Consider the following 16,406-nt stretch of genomic DNA (forward strand, 5'->3'; position numbering starts at 1 on the left):
CCAAATCAGAAATATTAATTAAAAATAGCCCTTATGAACGTACGCTTCGTGCAACTATTTCTGCCATTTTTGGCCTTTGCCATGTCCAATTAGCAAGCTTCTTCAAATGCATGGCAGCAAAAGTAAGCATTACCCAAATGAACATTTTTTTAAGCCATTCGAGGGTTGGCGAACGCATACAATGCTTTGTCTTCAGGCACCATTTGGTCAATTGGCAGTATTTCTGATTGATGTTGTTCATTATTACCATTTTCCGTCACCCTATCCATCACCTCCATCAATATAGACGTACCTAGTTGATTGGAGTGCAGGCGGCGACTTCTGCAAAGAATCGGATGAGCGAAAAGGCCCCGCAGGAGACTGAAGCCATGCCCGCCGGAGCGGAAAGCAACGGGTTTATATAGATACTTCTTTTTGAAAAGAAAAAAGACTGAAGACAAACTAAATAAATTGAGTTTGTCTTCAGTCTGAACATATCCATCAAATTTATGGATATGTTTTCATCTTGGCTATCAAGAAGAAGCTATTTATACAAATTACTTTCTTCGCTCATACGGCTTCACTGCTTCACTCGCTTTGAAATTATAAACAGGTTTAATAATTTTTAAAATATCAACTGTATCTTCGATAACTGACGTTATTTCACTCATCGGCTTATAGGCCATCGGAGCTTCATCTAGTGTCTCTTCGTTAACGGAAGTTGTCCATATTCCCTGCATCATTTCTTTAAAATCATCCATATTCAGCGCTTGTTTTGCGACACGACGAGAGTACATACGTCCAGCTCCATGCGGCGCAGAATAATTCCACTCAGCATTTCCTTTCCCCATACAAATAAGTGAGCCATCTCGCATATTCATTGGAATAACAAGTTTTTCTCCTTTATTGGCACGTACCGCTCCTTTTCGAAGCGTCATTGTATCCGTATCTATATAGTTATGAATAGTATCAAATGTTTCTGTAAAATCCCAACCCATGTGTTTAGCAATCGTCTCAGCAATAGTCAATCGATTCATGCGAGCGTATTGCTGGGCAATTTTCATATCATGTATATAATCATTAAAATACTCGCCCTCTAAATAGGCTAGCTCTTTTGGCACTAAAGGATTCTTCTCTTTATAAGCTTTAATCATCGCTTGAATTTCCTGTGCACGTCCCTGATTTTTCAACGCAATAATTTTTTCCGTTAAATCCTCACGACATAACGTTTCAAAGGCACGTTTTTGATGCCAATTAGCGACCTTCGCCCCTACATAACGTGAACCTGTATGAATTAATAAATAATGAGTATCCTGATCATCCTTCGCAAGTTCGATGAAATGATTACCTCCACCGAGCGTACCAAGTGATAAATTCGTGTAATCATCTTTGAAACCACTTGCGATGAATTGTTTTCCTTCAAATTCTGCAAAACCACGTGAAGGTCTTACTTCTTCATTTATATCTTGCCCACTTGGAACAAATTCTCGAATTGTTTCATCAAGCTTTGCAAAGTCTATTTTCGACTCCTTAATCTCCGCTACAAAAACACCACATCCCACGTCTATACCTACGAGATTGGGTACGACACGATCTTTTAGTTGAATCGTTGTGCCAATGACACAGCCTTTGCCTGCATGATAATCTGGCATAATACGTACCTTCGTCCCAGCCATAAAAGCTTGATTTGTTAATTCCTGTATTTGATCAATGGCTGTTTGAAGAGGTGTCACTGCATAAATTTTCGCATCCGTAAAGCGTCCTTTAATATGAATCATCACATTCCCTCCTTTTTTATATACGTTTAACTACCACATTTTGTTTCATTGTTTCTAATTATGCTATGGAAGGTTTTTATGAAAAGTCCGCTCCCCCCTCAGTTTGCCTGTTGCCTCACAAATATTAATGATTTTTAAATCCTTACGCCAATAATGCCTTTAAGGATTTCTTTTTCCAGACAAAATGATGATACGTAGCTTGCACAATCAGGTTGACTATAAACGCAACAGGGTACGCAATCCAAATTCCTTTAATACCAAGTTCGGTATAATGTGATAAGAAATAGGCAGTCGGTACTTCAATTAGCCAAATACTCGTAATCATAAAGACAGTTGGCCACAAAACGGTACCTGTTGCGCGCATGGTTGCAGACAAAGCTTGCATATGACCAAACAGTACATAACCCCAAAACGAAATTATGACAAGGCTTTTAGCCATTTCAATTGCCGTGACATTTGTTAAAAATATTTTTAATATAGGGTCAGCAAAGAGATAAACAAAAAGTATGAGTCCCCCACCAAGTAGATAATTCAGTTTAATCCCTAATGTTGTTATATGTTGGATAGTAGCTGTTTTTCCAGCTCCAATGGCTTGTGCAACAAAAACGGAAATTGCAATGGAAATACTCATTGCTGGAATTTGTATATAGCTTACAAGTTGATTGACAATGCCATAAGCTGCAGTGGCATTGGAACCATAATCATTGACAAATGTAATGACAGCTATTTCAGACATAGCGATTGCCATATTAATACTAGTTGGAATCGCTAATGTCAAAAGTTTTTTTAATATCACACCTTTAAAATAGAGATTTTGCAAAATTGTACGATCGGGTTTTAACACATGCTTTGTTTTGTATAAGTACGCTATTAATATTACAAAGGTAATGAAGTTGGCTAATACAGCAGCATATGCAGCACCATTTAATCCAAACGCAGGTAATCCTAGCCAACCGAACATAAGAATCGGCAACAGTGTGATATTTAATACCGTATTAATAATTAAAGAGTTCAAGGGAGTTTTGGAATCTCCGACACCCCTCATAAAAGTGGTATATGTCATATACATAAAAGTAATGGGCAACGAAACAAACAAAATTCTCGCGTAGTCTATACTTTCTTGAAGAATATTCTCGGGTGTTCCCATCCATCTCAAAATACTATCTATAAACATACTACCAAATATGGCAACAATAGCCGAAGCGAGCATTGTAAAAGCCAGCGTAACACCAACCACTTCTTTCATTTTGGAAATATTGCCTCCACCATACGTTTGCCCAATTAGAATTGAACTCCCTGAGCCAATACCAATGGCAAAGGATATAAGAAAAAATAATAATGGAAAAAATGCCGAAATGGCTACGAGTGCATCAACACCTAGTATTTGACCAACAAGAATAATACCAAACACCTGACCCAATGATTGTAAAACACTTGCGAAAATGACAGGAATCAAAAAAGCAATCATTGGATTAGCCATTAGTTTTTTTGGACTTTCATTTTTTTGCTTCATTTACATTACTTCCTTAAAAATAAGTGTAATTTCCATATATTGTGGATAAATACCCCCTTTAGAAATGCGTTTAGTGAATAAAAAATTGATAAGTATTCCCCCTAGTTTAGACCTGTTTAAGCTCACTGCCTGATTCTTGATCCAAGACTTTTAATCAAAAAAGCAAACGAATTTAATTTTTGTTTGCTTTTTTATAAACACAATAATACAATGTTTAAATCCAGTCAATAACCCACTTTATAAAAATTGTTATTTTTCCTCTTCATAAATGATAAAAAATGCAATTGACTGACCTCTTATATCTAACATCCTTTAGAAGCTAAACAATGAAATGGCAGCTTTTTAATGCAATAATCAGTTATTGTATCCGATCAATATAAACATGCTGAAGGAATATACGAATTGCGATGTTTAAACACTTATGTTGGGAATAAATTCCAAAATAGTGAATAAAACAAAGTAGAATTTTAAAAAAATGTGGAAAACAACCTAAAGAGGAACTAGCTATGAAAAGAAATGAGTAATTAAAAATCCTAGGCCTGCAGGTGAACATGCCTACTACGAAAAACAATATTGATTACCTACTAGAAAACTAAATTATGTGGAAAAGGCTATTAGGAAAAGTCACGATCTCACAAAATAAGCGAAGAACAACAGTGTATTTAAACAAAAAAATACCCTAAAAGTAAAATCATACTTTTAGGACATCTTCTTTACATGAATAATTATTCTTTATTGTATTGTATATCTAATTTTTGGGGTATTTCTGGTATATCGTTTGACACTACATCTGTTTCCGTTAAAGCTAAAGCATATAATGGATATTTTGCTTTCACCTCAAATGGAATTATTTTATTTTCCATCTTGTGATTCATTTGGCTACGCGCAAGCAACCCATTACTGGATAAATCGATGGTCATGATGCTATTAATGGTTTCTTTAAGCATTTCTTGATCCTTCGTTCTTAGCGGCAGTTTATCGTCCATTAAAAACGGCTGAATTGCCTCTTTAATATAACCCTGTGCTTCAATTAAACATGAAAATTCATTTAATTTTTCAGCATATAATTTTAATTGGTGCTTTTCTTTAGCACGTTGATGATTAAGTTCTTGAACTTTTTGCTCTATCCGTGCTAAACGTCTTTTCACTAAATCCATCAAATCATTCTGTACTGAATGGACTAGCTGAAGCATGGATGTTTCCGCTTCCTGCACCTTCTTAAATTGTGCAATGCACACTGCTTGCTGTTCATTTAGCTTATTAACACGTTCTTTAAAAAATTGGTTTTGCGTATGATGGCCAAAAATAGCTTTCATTAGGCCTTTACCATGAATTTTTTTATGCTGCGCGTCCAATCGTTCATATTCACGCATATATTCACTATGCATATTTCGATATTCACGTAACATTTGCTGATAGCTGATTGCCTTTTCCGTAAAGCTTTCTACTATCTCGTTTTGTAAATAATCATTTTGTGAGACAGTTTGCAATAGTTGATATAGCGTTTGAACTTTTTTAAATACATTTGCAACCTGTTCATACTCTTGTTCATATTCTTGCACAATTGCTAAATCACGTTGGTAACGTGAAAACTCATATTGGGTATCGCCAGCGTATTTTTCAATGTTTTCAACAGCAGATTGGAATGGGTCACGTTGTGGAATAACTGTTAGTTCGAAGCGGAATCGCTCTAGCCATTGTAAGAAGCGAATTAAAACGGTATACGTTTTCTTATCACAATTTGCAGCAACACGATGAACTTGTGCAATCAAATCATCGTAGTGGCTCTTTTTCCATAGCTCTATATTATCAGTTTGTCTTGCTTCCAGAGCATTTGTTGCAGAAATCGAGACGAAATCACTCATTAAATGACCGATGCGTTCTTTTTCAGCCATCATAAACGCCTCTGAATCATCATTTGTATCAATGCCATTGATTATACAGAGCGGTTCAACACCTTTATTTTTTAACGTTTCGATCAATAAAATTTCTGCATCGATAGCCTTTGAACCAGAACGCAACACCCAAAAAATCTCGTCGACTCTGTTGATTAGCGATTCGGAGAAATAAGCCATTTCCCCAGCTCCTGCTTCCAGTGAAACAGAATCAATAATCGTGACAGATTTCAGTAAATCATTCTTCAGATACACCTCTAAATAATCTAAATGTTCACGTAAAATTTGTGATGCAAATGTATCGCCAGTTGTGAGTAACTCCAATTTACTCATATCGAATACTGCTACCACGCCATCTAAGAAATACGCCTTTACTTCCTCCTGCTCTCCGTATCGTAAAAATGTATTGACGCCTGTCGGATTTTGATCATTTACAGGTAAAACACAACGTCCAAGAAGACCATTCACAAGTGTAGTTTTGCCCACACGCTCTTTGCCAACAATCAGAACCATTGTTTGGTTGTTGGCATCATGGATGATTCGATTTAAGTGTTTAGCCGTATCTTTTACATATGTATTTTGCACAATAATGCCATACAGTTGACGCAAACGGTCTACAAGCTGTGGCAAAATATTATTCGCTGAGGCTGTATGTTCGAGTGGCATATTGTCGATATTTGTCATTCCTAAAACCTCTTTCCGTATATATCTATAGTTCCATTATAAATGAAACTAATCGATTTCCTATACATGGTACTAAGGAGAATAAACAAAAAGGACAATATACTTATATCTAGTTGTCACAAATAGTAGTTATTTCTTATGATAAATAACCATCTTCGTTAATATTTATGCGTTAACCAGACATAAAGAAATGATATTTTTAATTCAATCATGGTCGGGCAATGTTACTCGAACTTAGCTAATTAGGCAACAACTACATAAAGACCTACACCAAAAACTCACATAAGGACTTTTGTATTTACTCTTCAAAGCCACCCATGCGAGCGTAAACCGCCCCAAGTGTTGGCATGCCACCTTGTGCGCCAAATTTTTCAACAGATAAAGAGGCTGCTATATTCGCAAAATACACTGCCTCATCCAATGATTGTCCCTCTATTAATGCATGAGCTAATGCACCGTTAAACGTATCGCCAGCACCTGTTGTATCTACGGCATTTGTCATATAACCGGGTACATGAATAGGATACTCACCATCAAAAAAACGTGCACCATCACTACCAAGTGTTAGTATCATCTTATTCGGGTATCTTGTCAGCACCTCATCAAAATCATTACCAAATAAAAGTGAACACTCTGTTTCATTTGGTGTAATATACGTAATGTCCTCCATCCATCGTATATCAAAATTCGCCGCTGGTGCTGGATTAAATAATACGGGTACATTCGCTTCTTTACATAACTTTAATGCATAATTAGTCGTCTCCATCGGAATTTCAAGCTGCATAATCACCATTTGACTTTGCTGAATAATCTCTCTTGCAGCCTCTATGTGAGCTGGTCTCAACTCATAATTAGCACCTGGTACAACAATAATACGATTATCGTTGTTGTATATTAAAATATTTGCAATACCTGTGGGTACTGAAGCTGTTACTAAGTTTTCTGTGTGAATTTGCTCTTTTTGTAATACGTTACGTAAAGTATGACCAAAGTCGTCTGTACCCACACACCCAATCATGTTTACTTGACTTCCTAATCGCGCCGCAGCAACCGCCTGATTTGCCCCCTTTCCACCTGGAATTGTTTGAAATTGGTCTCCGAGTACTGTTTCACCCTGCTTTGGGAAAACATCCATTTTTACTGCTAAATCCATATTTAAACTACCAATAACAGTTATCATTTTTCTGCCTCTTTCCTCTAAAGTATGTAAGCGACTTGATAAGCCACGATAATTACTAATTAAATTGTTCAAAACACATGATTATTTAAATGGAAATGTATTTTTTTCTAGAGTAATTTCGTCATCAGAAGTTTTGACAATAATATCAAAATGCTGGCTGTATGGCTGCATAAAGACCTCATACTGAATACGACGTTCTTTGTGTGACTGCCTTAAATAATTTATATCCATCCCCCTTTCAACAATATCACGACTGGATCTTCTCATTAATTCCGTTTCACCATCGGTATAGAAATAAATTTTTAAATCAAATAATGCTGGATTCATAAATGCAACACTCATCCCTTCTACAATCGATACGCTGTTTTGCGAAGAAAGTAACTCGCTTTCCATATAATGTGTATCGATTGTATATAGTTCTAAACCATCTCTAAGCATCCGAACATCTCTTTCCAAAGAAGGTAAATGATGCGCAGATGGATGGCAAGCTGTCATTTTATAACGATGATTTTCGTTTTGATATGTATAGTCGATTATTGCTTGATTTCTTATGTTTGAACTAACAATATATGGATCTGTATTCATATAATTCACTTCATGTTGATTTAGTTGGTTTACGAGCCTATTGGCAAATGTTGTTTTCCCAGCAGCACCATGACCTGAAATACCAATAACAATCCGTTCACCCGTTGTGCTGAGCCAATTTGTTATTTCTTGTAATAATGTATCCATCTTTCTCTCCCCCTTATACTAATATAATAAGCTTATTTTTATGAAATGAGTATCGGAAAAGCCTGTTATCTATAAAAAGTGCACAATCTTCAGGTAAGATTGTACACCTTCTAACAATAAAGGAGTCATCTCAAATGTTTCCTGAGACAACTCCTTTACCTATTAGTACGCTAGTCGTTTTGCTTCATACGTAGTAATTTGTTCTTCGTATTTAAATGTTAGAGCAATTTCATCCCAACCATTTAATAACGTTTCTTTATAATAAGAATCGATGTTAAAACGATAAACCTGGCCATCTTCACCCGTTACTATTTGAGCTGCAAGATTTACTTCCACGCTATAAGGCTTCGCTAACCCTTTTGCTAAAATCTCATCACATTCTGCTTCGGTTAATTTGATAGGCAAAATGCCATTTTTGAAACAGTTATTATGAAAAATATCTGCAAATGATGGTGCGATAACTACGTTGAAGCCATAGTCTAAGATTGCCCATGGTGCATGTTCACGAGAAGAACCACAGCCGAAGTTATCTTGTGCTACTAGAATTTTGGAATCTTTAAACTCAGGTTTATTTAATACGAAGTCTTTGCTTTCATTCCCTTGAGCATCAAAGCGCCAATGGTAAAATAAAAACTGACCAAAACCTGTACGTTCAATCCGCTTTAAAAATTCTTTTGAAATAATTTGGTCTGTATCTACATTTTTACGATCTAGTGGTGTAATGACACTAGATACGATATTAATTGGTTCCATTTTCAATCATCCTTTCCGTGTTAAAGGCCCCTACACCGTTTCCTTTACGAATTCGCGTACATCCACGAAATGACCTGCAATTGCTGCCGCCGCAGCCATCTGTGGTGATACTAAATGTGTTCTTGCACCAGTACCTTGACGACCTTCGAAGTTACGGTTTGATGTTGATGCACAGCGTTCACCAGCAGGTACAACATCATCATTCATGGCTAAGCACATGGAGCAACCAGATTCTCGCCATTCAAAACCAGCATTTGTAAAGATTTTGTCTAATCCTTCAGCCTCTGCTTGCTTTTTCGTTGTATGAGATCCCGGTACTACGATTGCTGTCACATTTCCATGTACTTTTCGTCCTTGGATGATGCTTGCTGCTGCGCGTAAATCACTTAAACGTGAGTTTGTGCATGAACCGATAAATACGTGTTGGATATCAATTGAAGTTAGTGGTTGGCCTTCTTCTAAGCCCATATAGGCAAGTGCTTTTCGAAGTGCAGCTTTATCTGACTCATCCTGATAATCTGCTTGCATTGGTACATTTTTAGAAACGCCTGAGCCCATAGAAGGATTTGTTCCCCACGTGATAATTGGCTCAATTTCTTCAGCTTTGATAATGCGTACTTCATCATACGTCGCGTCCACATCAGATGCTAGACTTAACCAGTATGTTGATGCTTCTTCAAATTTCTCGCCTTGTGGTGCGTAGCGACGACCTCGAATGTAGTCAACGGTATTTTGGTCAGGCGACACGAGCCCTGCCTTTGCTCCTGCTTCAATGGACATATTACAAATTGTCATACGTTCTTCCATAGAAAGTTTGTGGATTGCCTCTCCAGTGAACTCCACAATATGACCTGTACCTACGCCGATACCAAATTTAGAGATTATCGCTAAAACAATATCTTTTGCAGCAACGCCTTCAGGAAGCTCTCCTTCTACACGAATTTCCATCGTTTTTGGCTTGTTTTGCCACAACGTCTGTGTAGACATTACATGTTCTACCTCTGATGTACCGATACCGAATGCAATGGCACCAAAAGCACCATGAGTAGATGTATGAGAATCACCGCAAACAATTGTTTTACCAGGCTGTGTTAACCCTAGCTCAGGTCCAATCACGTGGACAATCCCTTGATCGGGGTGTCCCATACCCGCAAGCTCAATACCAAATTCAGCAGCATTTTTCGCTAATGTTTCAATTTGGTTGCGAGCAATCGGATCAGTGATGGTCGGTAAATTTTTTGTAGGTACATTATGATCCATCGTTGCAAAGCTTAAATCGGGACGACGTACTTTACGACCGTTCATGCGTAGCCCTTCGAAAGCTTGAGGAGAAGTTACTTCATGAATTAAATGAAGATCAATATATAACAGGTCCGGTTTGCCCTCTTCCTGATAAACAACATGTTTATCCCAAATCTTTTCAATTATATTTTTGCCCATTGTCTTCACCTATTTCTTAAATGTATGTTGTCATAATACTTTCTGATACAAAACTAGTATCAATCTCGTTAATTATTTTATCTGTCCATTCATTAGTAGATAGTGTTCGACCACCATCACGCGCAAGATCAGCAGTGAAGTAACCATCATCAAATACAGCACTAACTGCTCGTTCAATTTCTGCCGCTTCCTCTTTTAGACCGAATGAGTATTGTAGCATCATAGCAACAGAAAGAATCGTTGCAGCTGGGTTTGCTACACCTTGACCAGCAATCTCCGGTGCTGAACCATGGACAGGTTCATAAAGTCCAAAGTTATCGCCACGGATTGATGCTGATGGTAATACACCGAGTGAACCTGTAATAACGGATGCTTCATCACTTAAAATATCTCCAAACATGTTTTCAGTAACAACAACATCATAGTGGCTAGGATTTGTAATCAATTTCATTGCCACAGAGTCCACTAGATTATGCTCAACCAGTACATCTGGATATTCTTTTTTCTTTGCTTCTACAACTTCGCGCCATAAGCGACTTGTTTCAAGTACGTTTGCTTTATCGACAGAGCATAATTTGCCTCCACGTAAACGTGCTAATTCAAAGGCATTTTCAACAATACGTTCAACTTCTGCTGTTGAGTAAACTGTTGTATCAATTGCGCCATTTTCAGTACGCATACGTGGTTCCCCGAAGTATACGCCACCTGTTAGTTCACGTACGATCATTAAATCTACGTTTTCGGCTACTTCACGTTTTAATGGTGAAGCATCTAGTAAACTCGGGAACGCCTTTACCGGACGTAAATTTGCGAATAAGTCAAAGTACTTACGAATACGTAATAAACCTTTTTCAGGGCGTAACTCAGGTGGGTTATTATCCCATTTAGGGCCACCTACAGCCCCAAGCAAAATGGCGTCACTACCTTCACACATTTCAATTGTTTCATCTGGTAGTGGATTATTGTGTTGGTCGATGGCAGCGCCTCCGATTGTTGCATAGCCTAAATGGAATGTATGGTTGAAGCGCTTGCCAATTACTTGTAATACACGTACAGCAGAAGCAACAACCTCTGGTCCAATTCCGTCACCAGGAAGTACTGTAATTTTTTTCTCCATCGTAAAAACACCTTTCTTTATATAGTGTAAATGCCTCATAAGGTTATGCTATTTTAGTAAAGACTCTCACCTGCTTTTGCAGATGAGAGACTTTTTGTAAAGCAAGTACAATTAGATTTCTTGTAGGGCACGAAGGCTTACTTGAATTAAATGACGGTTAATGGCATTTAAATAAGCTTTCGCAGATGCTTCTAAAACATCTTGGGATGAGTTTCGACCAGTCGTTGATACACCATCGTAACGAATATTAATAACGGCCTCACCAAGTGCATCACGTCCCTTACCGACGGATTTCACGCGATAGTCGATGACATGAATGTCTCCCGGAACAAGCTGTTCAAGTGTATTGAAAATAGCTTCGACTGAACCTGAACCAGTAGCCACAACATTTTTGACATTACCTTCTGGCGTAATTACTGTTGCTGTCGCAGTTGGAATATTTTCTGTCCCATATTGTACTTGAACCATTTTCAATTCAAATAGCGGCACATCCTCAATTTGCACTTGTTGCTCTGTAAGAAGTGTTAGTAAATCTTCTTCTGTAATCTCTTTTTTGCGGTCTGCAAGCTTTTTGAATTCAGTAAATGCTTTATTTAGCTTGTCGTCAGAAAGAGTAAAGCCCATTGTTTCCGCACGGTCACGGAATGCAGCGCGTCCAGAGTGTTTACCGAGAACAAGAGGAACTTCCCCCTCACCAATAAGTGCTGGTGAAATAATTTCGTACGTTTCAGGATTTTTCAGCACGCCATCTTGGTGAATACCAGACTCATGAGCAAATGCATTTTTCCCAACAATTGCTTTATTTGGTTGAATGACCACGTTTGTTAACTTACTTACTAATTGAGACGTACGTTTAATTTCTTGTAAGTGAATGCCTGTTTCCACAGGATAAATATCTTTACGAATATGAAGAGCAACAGCGATTTCTTCAAGCGCAACGTTTCCAGCCCGCTCACCAATACCGTTAATCGTCCCTTCCACTTGCATAGCACCATTGTCGATGGCAGCGATTGTATTAGCAGTCGCCATTCCTAAGTCATCGTGACAGTGCGCAGAGAATTTAACGTTTTCAGCGCCTTTCACATTCTCAAGTAGGAATTTGAACAATGCTCCGTATTCCTGAGGAGATGCATAGCCAACTGTGTCTGGCACGTTAATGGTAGTAGCGCCGGCCGCAATGACTTCATTGATAATACGGACTAAAAATTTACGATCTGAACGGAATGCATCCTCTGCAGACCATTGCACAAGCGGGAAGAATTTTTTTGCATATTTCACTGCTTCTACTGCTTGTTCAACCACTTGATCTGGTGATTTTTTTAACTTGTACTCCATATGAATTGGTGATGTTGCTAGGAAAATATGAATATGTGGCTGCTCTGCTACTTTAATCGCTTCCCATGTTGTATCAATGTCTTTTTGCACACAGCGTGCTAGACCTGTCACGATGGAATTTTTAACAGTGCCTGCAATACGATTGACCGCATCGAAGTCACCAGGTGATGAAGCAGGAAAACCTGCTTCAATAATAGTGACACCTAGACGTTCTAATTGCTTGGCGATTTCAATCTTCTCAGCTGTATTTAGGTTAATACCTGCAGATTGCTCGCCGTCGCGAAGTGTTGTATCAAAAATATCAATTTTTCGCACTTACGCTCACTTCTCTCACTACTTTTTCTTTACCTTCGTTGATGAACGGCATCATAGCTCGTAATTTAGTACCAACTTCTTCGATTTGGTGGTTGGCACCTGCTTCTTTGAATTTCGTGTAGTCAGGGCGACCGTTTTCGTTTTCTTGAATCCAACGACGAGCGAATGTACCATCTTGGATGTCAGTTAATACGTCTTTCATGCGTGCTTTTACTGAATCGTCGATGATGCGTGGACCTGCTACATAGTCACCCCACTCAGCTGTATCGGATACTGAGTAACGCATTGTAGCCATACCACCTTCGAACATTAGGTCAACAATTAGTTTTAATTCGTGTAATGTTTCGAAGTAAGCAAGTTCTGGTTGGTAACCAGCTTCTACTAATGTTTCAAAACCAGCTTTTACTAATTGAGTTGCTCCACCACAAAGAACGGCTTGCTCACCGAATAAATCAGTTTCAGTTTCTTCTTTGAATGTTGTTTCAAGTAAACCACCACGAGAAGCACCAATTCCTTTACCATAAGCAAGCGCTAAATCTTTTGCTTGACCAGTTGCATCTTGATGGATTGCGAATAGACCTGGTACACCAGCACCTTGTTGGAATTGACGACGAACTAAGTGTCCTGGACCTTTTGGTGCTACTAAGAATACGTCAACATCAGCTGGTGGTGTAATTTGACCAAAGTGAATGTTGAAACCATGAGCAAACATAAGTGCTTTACCAGCTTCTAGGTATGGTGCGATTTCAGTTTCATATACTGCTTTTTGACGCTCATCAGGTAGTAAAATTTGGATTACATCTGCTTCTTGTGCAGCTTCAGCAACAGTTTTCACGTCTACTCCGTCAGCTTTTGCTGCATCGAAAGATCCGCCTGGTCGAACACCTACTACTACATCGAAACCTGACTCTTTAAGATTTAGTGCATGTGCATGACCTTGTGAACCGTAACCGATGATTGCGATTTTTTTACCTTTTAATACGTCCTCGTTGATGTTTTGTTCATAGTACATTGTAGTCATTGTTTGTTTCCTCCTAATTATGGGTTTGTTTTTTGGGGTCCAGCTTTAAATGCATACCACTTATCTGTAGGATGCGCATCCAAAGCTTTCTTTTATATGCAAACTATTTTAAAATAGAGAGCTGCGTATTTGGTATTTTTTGTGTTTCACGAACAGATGCTGTTGCACCCGTACGTGTTAACTCTTTAATGCCATATGGGCGAATCAACTCGATAAAAGCATCAATTTTTTCTGGCTGTCCCACCACTTGATATGTGACAACATTTTTCGCTGTATCAATAATTTGTGGTCGGAACGGCTCAACAATCGAGTTCATTTCAAGACGTAAATTTGGTGGTGAAATGACCTTCACAAGCGCTAACTCACGAAGCACGATGGATTTATCTGTAATGTCATTGACCTTTAACACGTCAATTTGCTTCGATAATTGCTTGACAAGCTGTTCAATTTTGCTCTCATCTTCTACATGTACTACAAATGTCATTTTTGAGAAGTTTGGCTGTTCAGTATGACCAACTGTAATCGATTCAATATTGAATTGACGTTTCATAAGTAAGCCTGTTACGCGGTTTAACACACCGCTCTGGTTAATCACCGTTACTGTAATTACTCGTTTCACTTCTTTTTCACCCCAATCATTTCATGTAAACCTTTACCTGGTGCTACCATTGGGTATACGCACTCAAGTTGTTTTACGCGACAATCGATTAACGCTGGCTCATCAGAAAGAAGTGCTTCACGGAAGATACTTTCTGCTTCGTCAATTGTGTTAATAAGATAGCCTTTAATGCCATATGCATCCGCTAATTTCACAAAATCCGGTTGAATCGGCATAAGCGAAGATGAATAACGTTCCTCATAGAATGTTTCTTGCCACTGGCGTACCATCCCGAGGCAACTGTTATTTAAAATCACAATTTTTACTGGTAAGTTGAATTCTTTTAGTAGTGAGAGCTCCTGTGCAGTCATTTGGAAACCTGCATCCCCTACAATTGAAACAACTTTTTTGTCTGGCTTCGCAAATTGGGCGCCAATTGCAGCTGGAAAGCCGAACCCCATCGTACCAAGTCCACCAGACGTTACCCATCCATGGTCATTGTTTAAGCGATAATATTGAGCAGCCCACATCTGATGCTGACCAACGTCTGTTGTAACAATCGCTTCACCTTCAGTAATTCGATGCACGAGTTCTAGCGCTTCCTGCGGTAACACTTCTGTATCACTCGCTGCTTTCGAATACCACAGTGGATTTTCGTTTGCATGATTTGCTAAAAATTCTATCCAATCAGCTGAATCTGGACCTTCAAAGTCTTTTTTAAGTAATGATTTTAATGCTTCCTTCGCATCTGCTACAATTGGAATATCTGTCGGAACGTTTTTACCAATTTCTGCTGGATCAATATCAATGTGGATAATGGTTGCATTTGGTGCAAACGTCGCTAAATTACCCGTTAAACGATCATCAAAGCGAGCGCCAATATTTAGTAGTAAATCTGATTTTGTAATGGCAATATTGGCTGTCGCTGTACCATGCATACCTGCCATACCAATAAATAATTCATGCTCGCCGTGGAGTGATCCAAGACCTAGTAATGTATTCGTTACTGGGATGCGGTATTTTTCAGCAAAAGTCGTTAATTCTTCGCGTGCATCTGCAAAAAGTACACCTGCTCCTGCTAGGATAACCGGCTTTTTCGCTAAAGAAATTGCTTGGATAGCCTTTTGGACTTGTAAGTAATTCGGTTTGTATGTTGGTTGGTATCCAGGTAAATAAATTTCTTCTGGTGCTTTAGGCGGATTTTCCACTTCAAACAGCATTTGTGAAACATTTTTTGGGAAGTCAACAACTACTGGACCTTTACGCCCCGTATTCGCAATATGGAAAGCTTCTTGGACGATACGCGGAATGTCATTTACATCTTGTACTTGATAGTTGTGCTTTGTAATTGGTGTAGTAATCCCCATAATGTCAGCTTCTTGGAAGGCATCTGTACCAATAACTGAAGTTGCCACTTGACCTGTGAAAATAACAAGTGGAATGGAATCGATCATCGCATCTGCAATACCAGTTACTAAGTTCGTGGCTCCTGGTCCACTTGTAGCAATGACAACTCCTGGTTTATTTGAAACACGCGCATACCCTTCTGCTGCGTGAATTGCGCCTTGCTCATGTCTTGTTAAAATATGTCGAATTGGATTTTTGTACAGCGCATCATAAATTTGCAGTACTGCACCACCTGGGTAGCCAAAGATAATTTCTACACCTTGATCATGCAACGCCTTAACTAAAACGTCGGCACCATCTTTCGGTTGAAAAATCTTTTCAGCTTCTGCTGTTGTTACTAATTCTTCTTTTTCATTGATAGAAACATTCGCACTCATCAAAATAAGCCTCCTTCATGTAGTTAAAATAGTGAAAAACTATTTTAATATCGTGAAAAATAATAAAAAGCCCTTTTCTCCACACGCAAAGAACTACCTTACGTAGGGATGAAAAAGACTTTTCATGGTACCACCCTTGTTTATAGCAATAAAATTGCTACCTCGCGAATAAATGAAAGCATTTATGAACCAATGCAAGTAAACTTACATCCAATACGGTGTCATAAATCATTTATTCATTAATAACGAGCACTTCGATTATGCCCGGAGCTATCTAATGGC

The 16,406-nt window shown here is 38.4% G+C and carries 12 protein-coding genes; all 12 read right to left on the reverse strand.

Features of this window, described 5'->3' with window-relative positions; translation table 11 throughout:
* Positions 1-536: 536 nt before the first annotated feature.
* Positions 537-1,757, reverse strand: coding sequence for an RtcB family protein (locus tag H131_RS12945; RefSeq protein WP_010859608.1), 1,221 nt, complete (start codon positions 1,755-1,757; stop codon positions 537-539).
* A gap of 142 nt (positions 1,758-1,899) precedes the next feature.
* Complete coding sequence (locus H131_RS12950; RefSeq protein WP_010859609.1) at positions 1,900-3,270, reverse strand: MATE family efflux transporter; 1,371 nt, start codon at positions 3,268-3,270, stop codon at positions 1,900-1,902.
* Between the two features lie 725 nt (positions 3,271-3,995).
* The gene (locus tag H131_RS12955; RefSeq protein ID WP_010859610.1) at positions 3,996-5,849 is read right to left on the reverse strand and encodes a dynamin family protein; all 1,854 of its coding nucleotides are present in this window, start codon (positions 5,847-5,849) and stop codon (positions 3,996-3,998) included.
* 298 nt (positions 5,850-6,147) lie between these two features.
* On the reverse strand, positions 6,148-7,029 hold the full coding sequence (gene rbsK / locus H131_RS12960) for a ribokinase (RefSeq protein ID WP_010859611.1): 882 nt from the start codon (positions 7,027-7,029) through the stop codon (positions 6,148-6,150).
* A gap of 81 nt (positions 7,030-7,110) precedes the next feature.
* Positions 7,111-7,761 carry a uridine kinase family protein gene (locus H131_RS12965; RefSeq protein WP_010859612.1) on the reverse strand — a complete coding sequence of 217 codons (651 nt, stop codon included), beginning with the start codon at positions 7,759-7,761 and terminating at the stop codon, positions 7,111-7,113.
* Positions 7,762-7,923: 162 nt separating this feature from the next.
* The gene (leuD, locus tag H131_RS12970) at positions 7,924-8,514 is read right to left on the reverse strand and encodes a 3-isopropylmalate dehydratase small subunit (protein ID WP_010859613.1); all 591 of its coding nucleotides are present in this window, start codon (positions 8,512-8,514) and stop codon (positions 7,924-7,926) included.
* A 30-nt stretch (positions 8,515-8,544) separates the two neighbouring features.
* On the reverse strand, positions 8,545-9,954 hold the full coding sequence (leuC, locus tag H131_RS12975) for a 3-isopropylmalate dehydratase large subunit (protein WP_010859614.1): 1,410 nt from the start codon (positions 9,952-9,954) through the stop codon (positions 8,545-8,547).
* Between the two features lie 16 nt (positions 9,955-9,970).
* Complete coding sequence (leuB, locus tag H131_RS12980) at positions 9,971-11,071, reverse strand: 3-isopropylmalate dehydrogenase (protein WP_010859615.1); 1,101 nt, start codon at positions 11,069-11,071, stop codon at positions 9,971-9,973.
* Positions 11,072-11,182: 111 nt separating this feature from the next.
* Positions 11,183-12,721 (reverse strand): 2-isopropylmalate synthase, encoded by a 1,539-nt coding sequence (locus H131_RS12985; RefSeq protein ID WP_010859616.1) that lies wholly within the window; start codon positions 12,719-12,721, stop codon positions 11,183-11,185.
* Positions 12,708-13,742 carry a ketol-acid reductoisomerase gene (gene ilvC / locus H131_RS12990; protein ID WP_010859617.1) on the reverse strand — a complete coding sequence of 345 codons (1,035 nt, stop codon included), beginning with the start codon at positions 13,740-13,742 and terminating at the stop codon, positions 12,708-12,710. Before ilvC ends, H131_RS12985 begins: the two co-directional genes overlap by 14 nt.
* A 103-nt stretch (positions 13,743-13,845) precedes the next feature.
* Positions 13,846-14,361 (reverse strand): acetolactate synthase small subunit, encoded by a 516-nt coding sequence (gene ilvN / locus H131_RS12995; RefSeq protein ID WP_010859618.1) that lies wholly within the window; start codon positions 14,359-14,361, stop codon positions 13,846-13,848.
* Positions 14,358-16,124 carry a biosynthetic-type acetolactate synthase large subunit gene (gene ilvB / locus H131_RS13000; protein ID WP_010859619.1) on the reverse strand — a complete coding sequence of 589 codons (1,767 nt, stop codon included), beginning with the start codon at positions 16,122-16,124 and terminating at the stop codon, positions 14,358-14,360. Before ilvB ends, ilvN begins: the two co-directional genes overlap by 4 nt.
* Positions 16,125-16,406: the final 282 nt, after the last annotated feature.

The organism is Lysinibacillus sphaericus OT4b.31 (genome assembly GCF_000392615.1).
Classification (GTDB): Bacteria; Bacillota; Bacilli; order Bacillales_A; family Planococcaceae; genus Lysinibacillus; species Lysinibacillus sphaericus_B.

What these genes read in the sequence shown, in the direction of transcription:
- leuC (WP_010859614.1), bottom strand. Translation starts at nt 9,954, where the DNA reads ATGGGCAAAAATATAATTGAAAAGATTTGGGATAAACATGTTGTTTAT.
- H131_RS12950 (WP_010859609.1), bottom strand. Translation starts at nt 3,270, where the DNA reads ATGAAGCAAAAAAATGAAAGTCCAAAAAAACTAATGGCTAATCCAATG.
- leuB (WP_010859615.1), bottom strand. Translation starts at nt 11,071, where the DNA reads ATGGAGAAAAAAATTACAGTACTTCCTGGTGACGGAATTGGACCAGAG.
- rbsK (WP_010859611.1), bottom strand. Translation starts at nt 7,029, where the DNA reads ATGATAACTGTTATTGGTAGTTTAAATATGGATTTAGCAGTAAAAATG.
- ilvC (WP_010859617.1), bottom strand. Translation starts at nt 13,742, where the DNA reads ATGACTACAATGTACTATGAACAAAACATCAACGAGGACGTATTAAAA.
- H131_RS12955 (WP_010859610.1), bottom strand. Translation starts at nt 5,849, where the DNA reads ATGACAAATATCGACAATATGCCACTCGAACATACAGCCTCAGCGAAT.
- H131_RS12965 (WP_010859612.1), bottom strand. Translation starts at nt 7,761, where the DNA reads ATGGATACATTATTACAAGAAATAACAAATTGGCTCAGCACAACGGGT.
- H131_RS12945 (WP_010859608.1), bottom strand. Translation starts at nt 1,757, where the DNA reads ATGATTCATATTAAAGGACGCTTTACGGATGCGAAAATTTATGCAGTG.
- ilvB (WP_010859619.1), bottom strand. Translation starts at nt 16,124, where the DNA reads ATGAGTGCGAATGTTTCTATCAATGAAAAAGAAGAATTAGTAACAACA.
- leuD (WP_010859613.1), bottom strand. Translation starts at nt 8,514, where the DNA reads ATGGAACCAATTAATATCGTATCTAGTGTCATTACACCACTAGATCGT.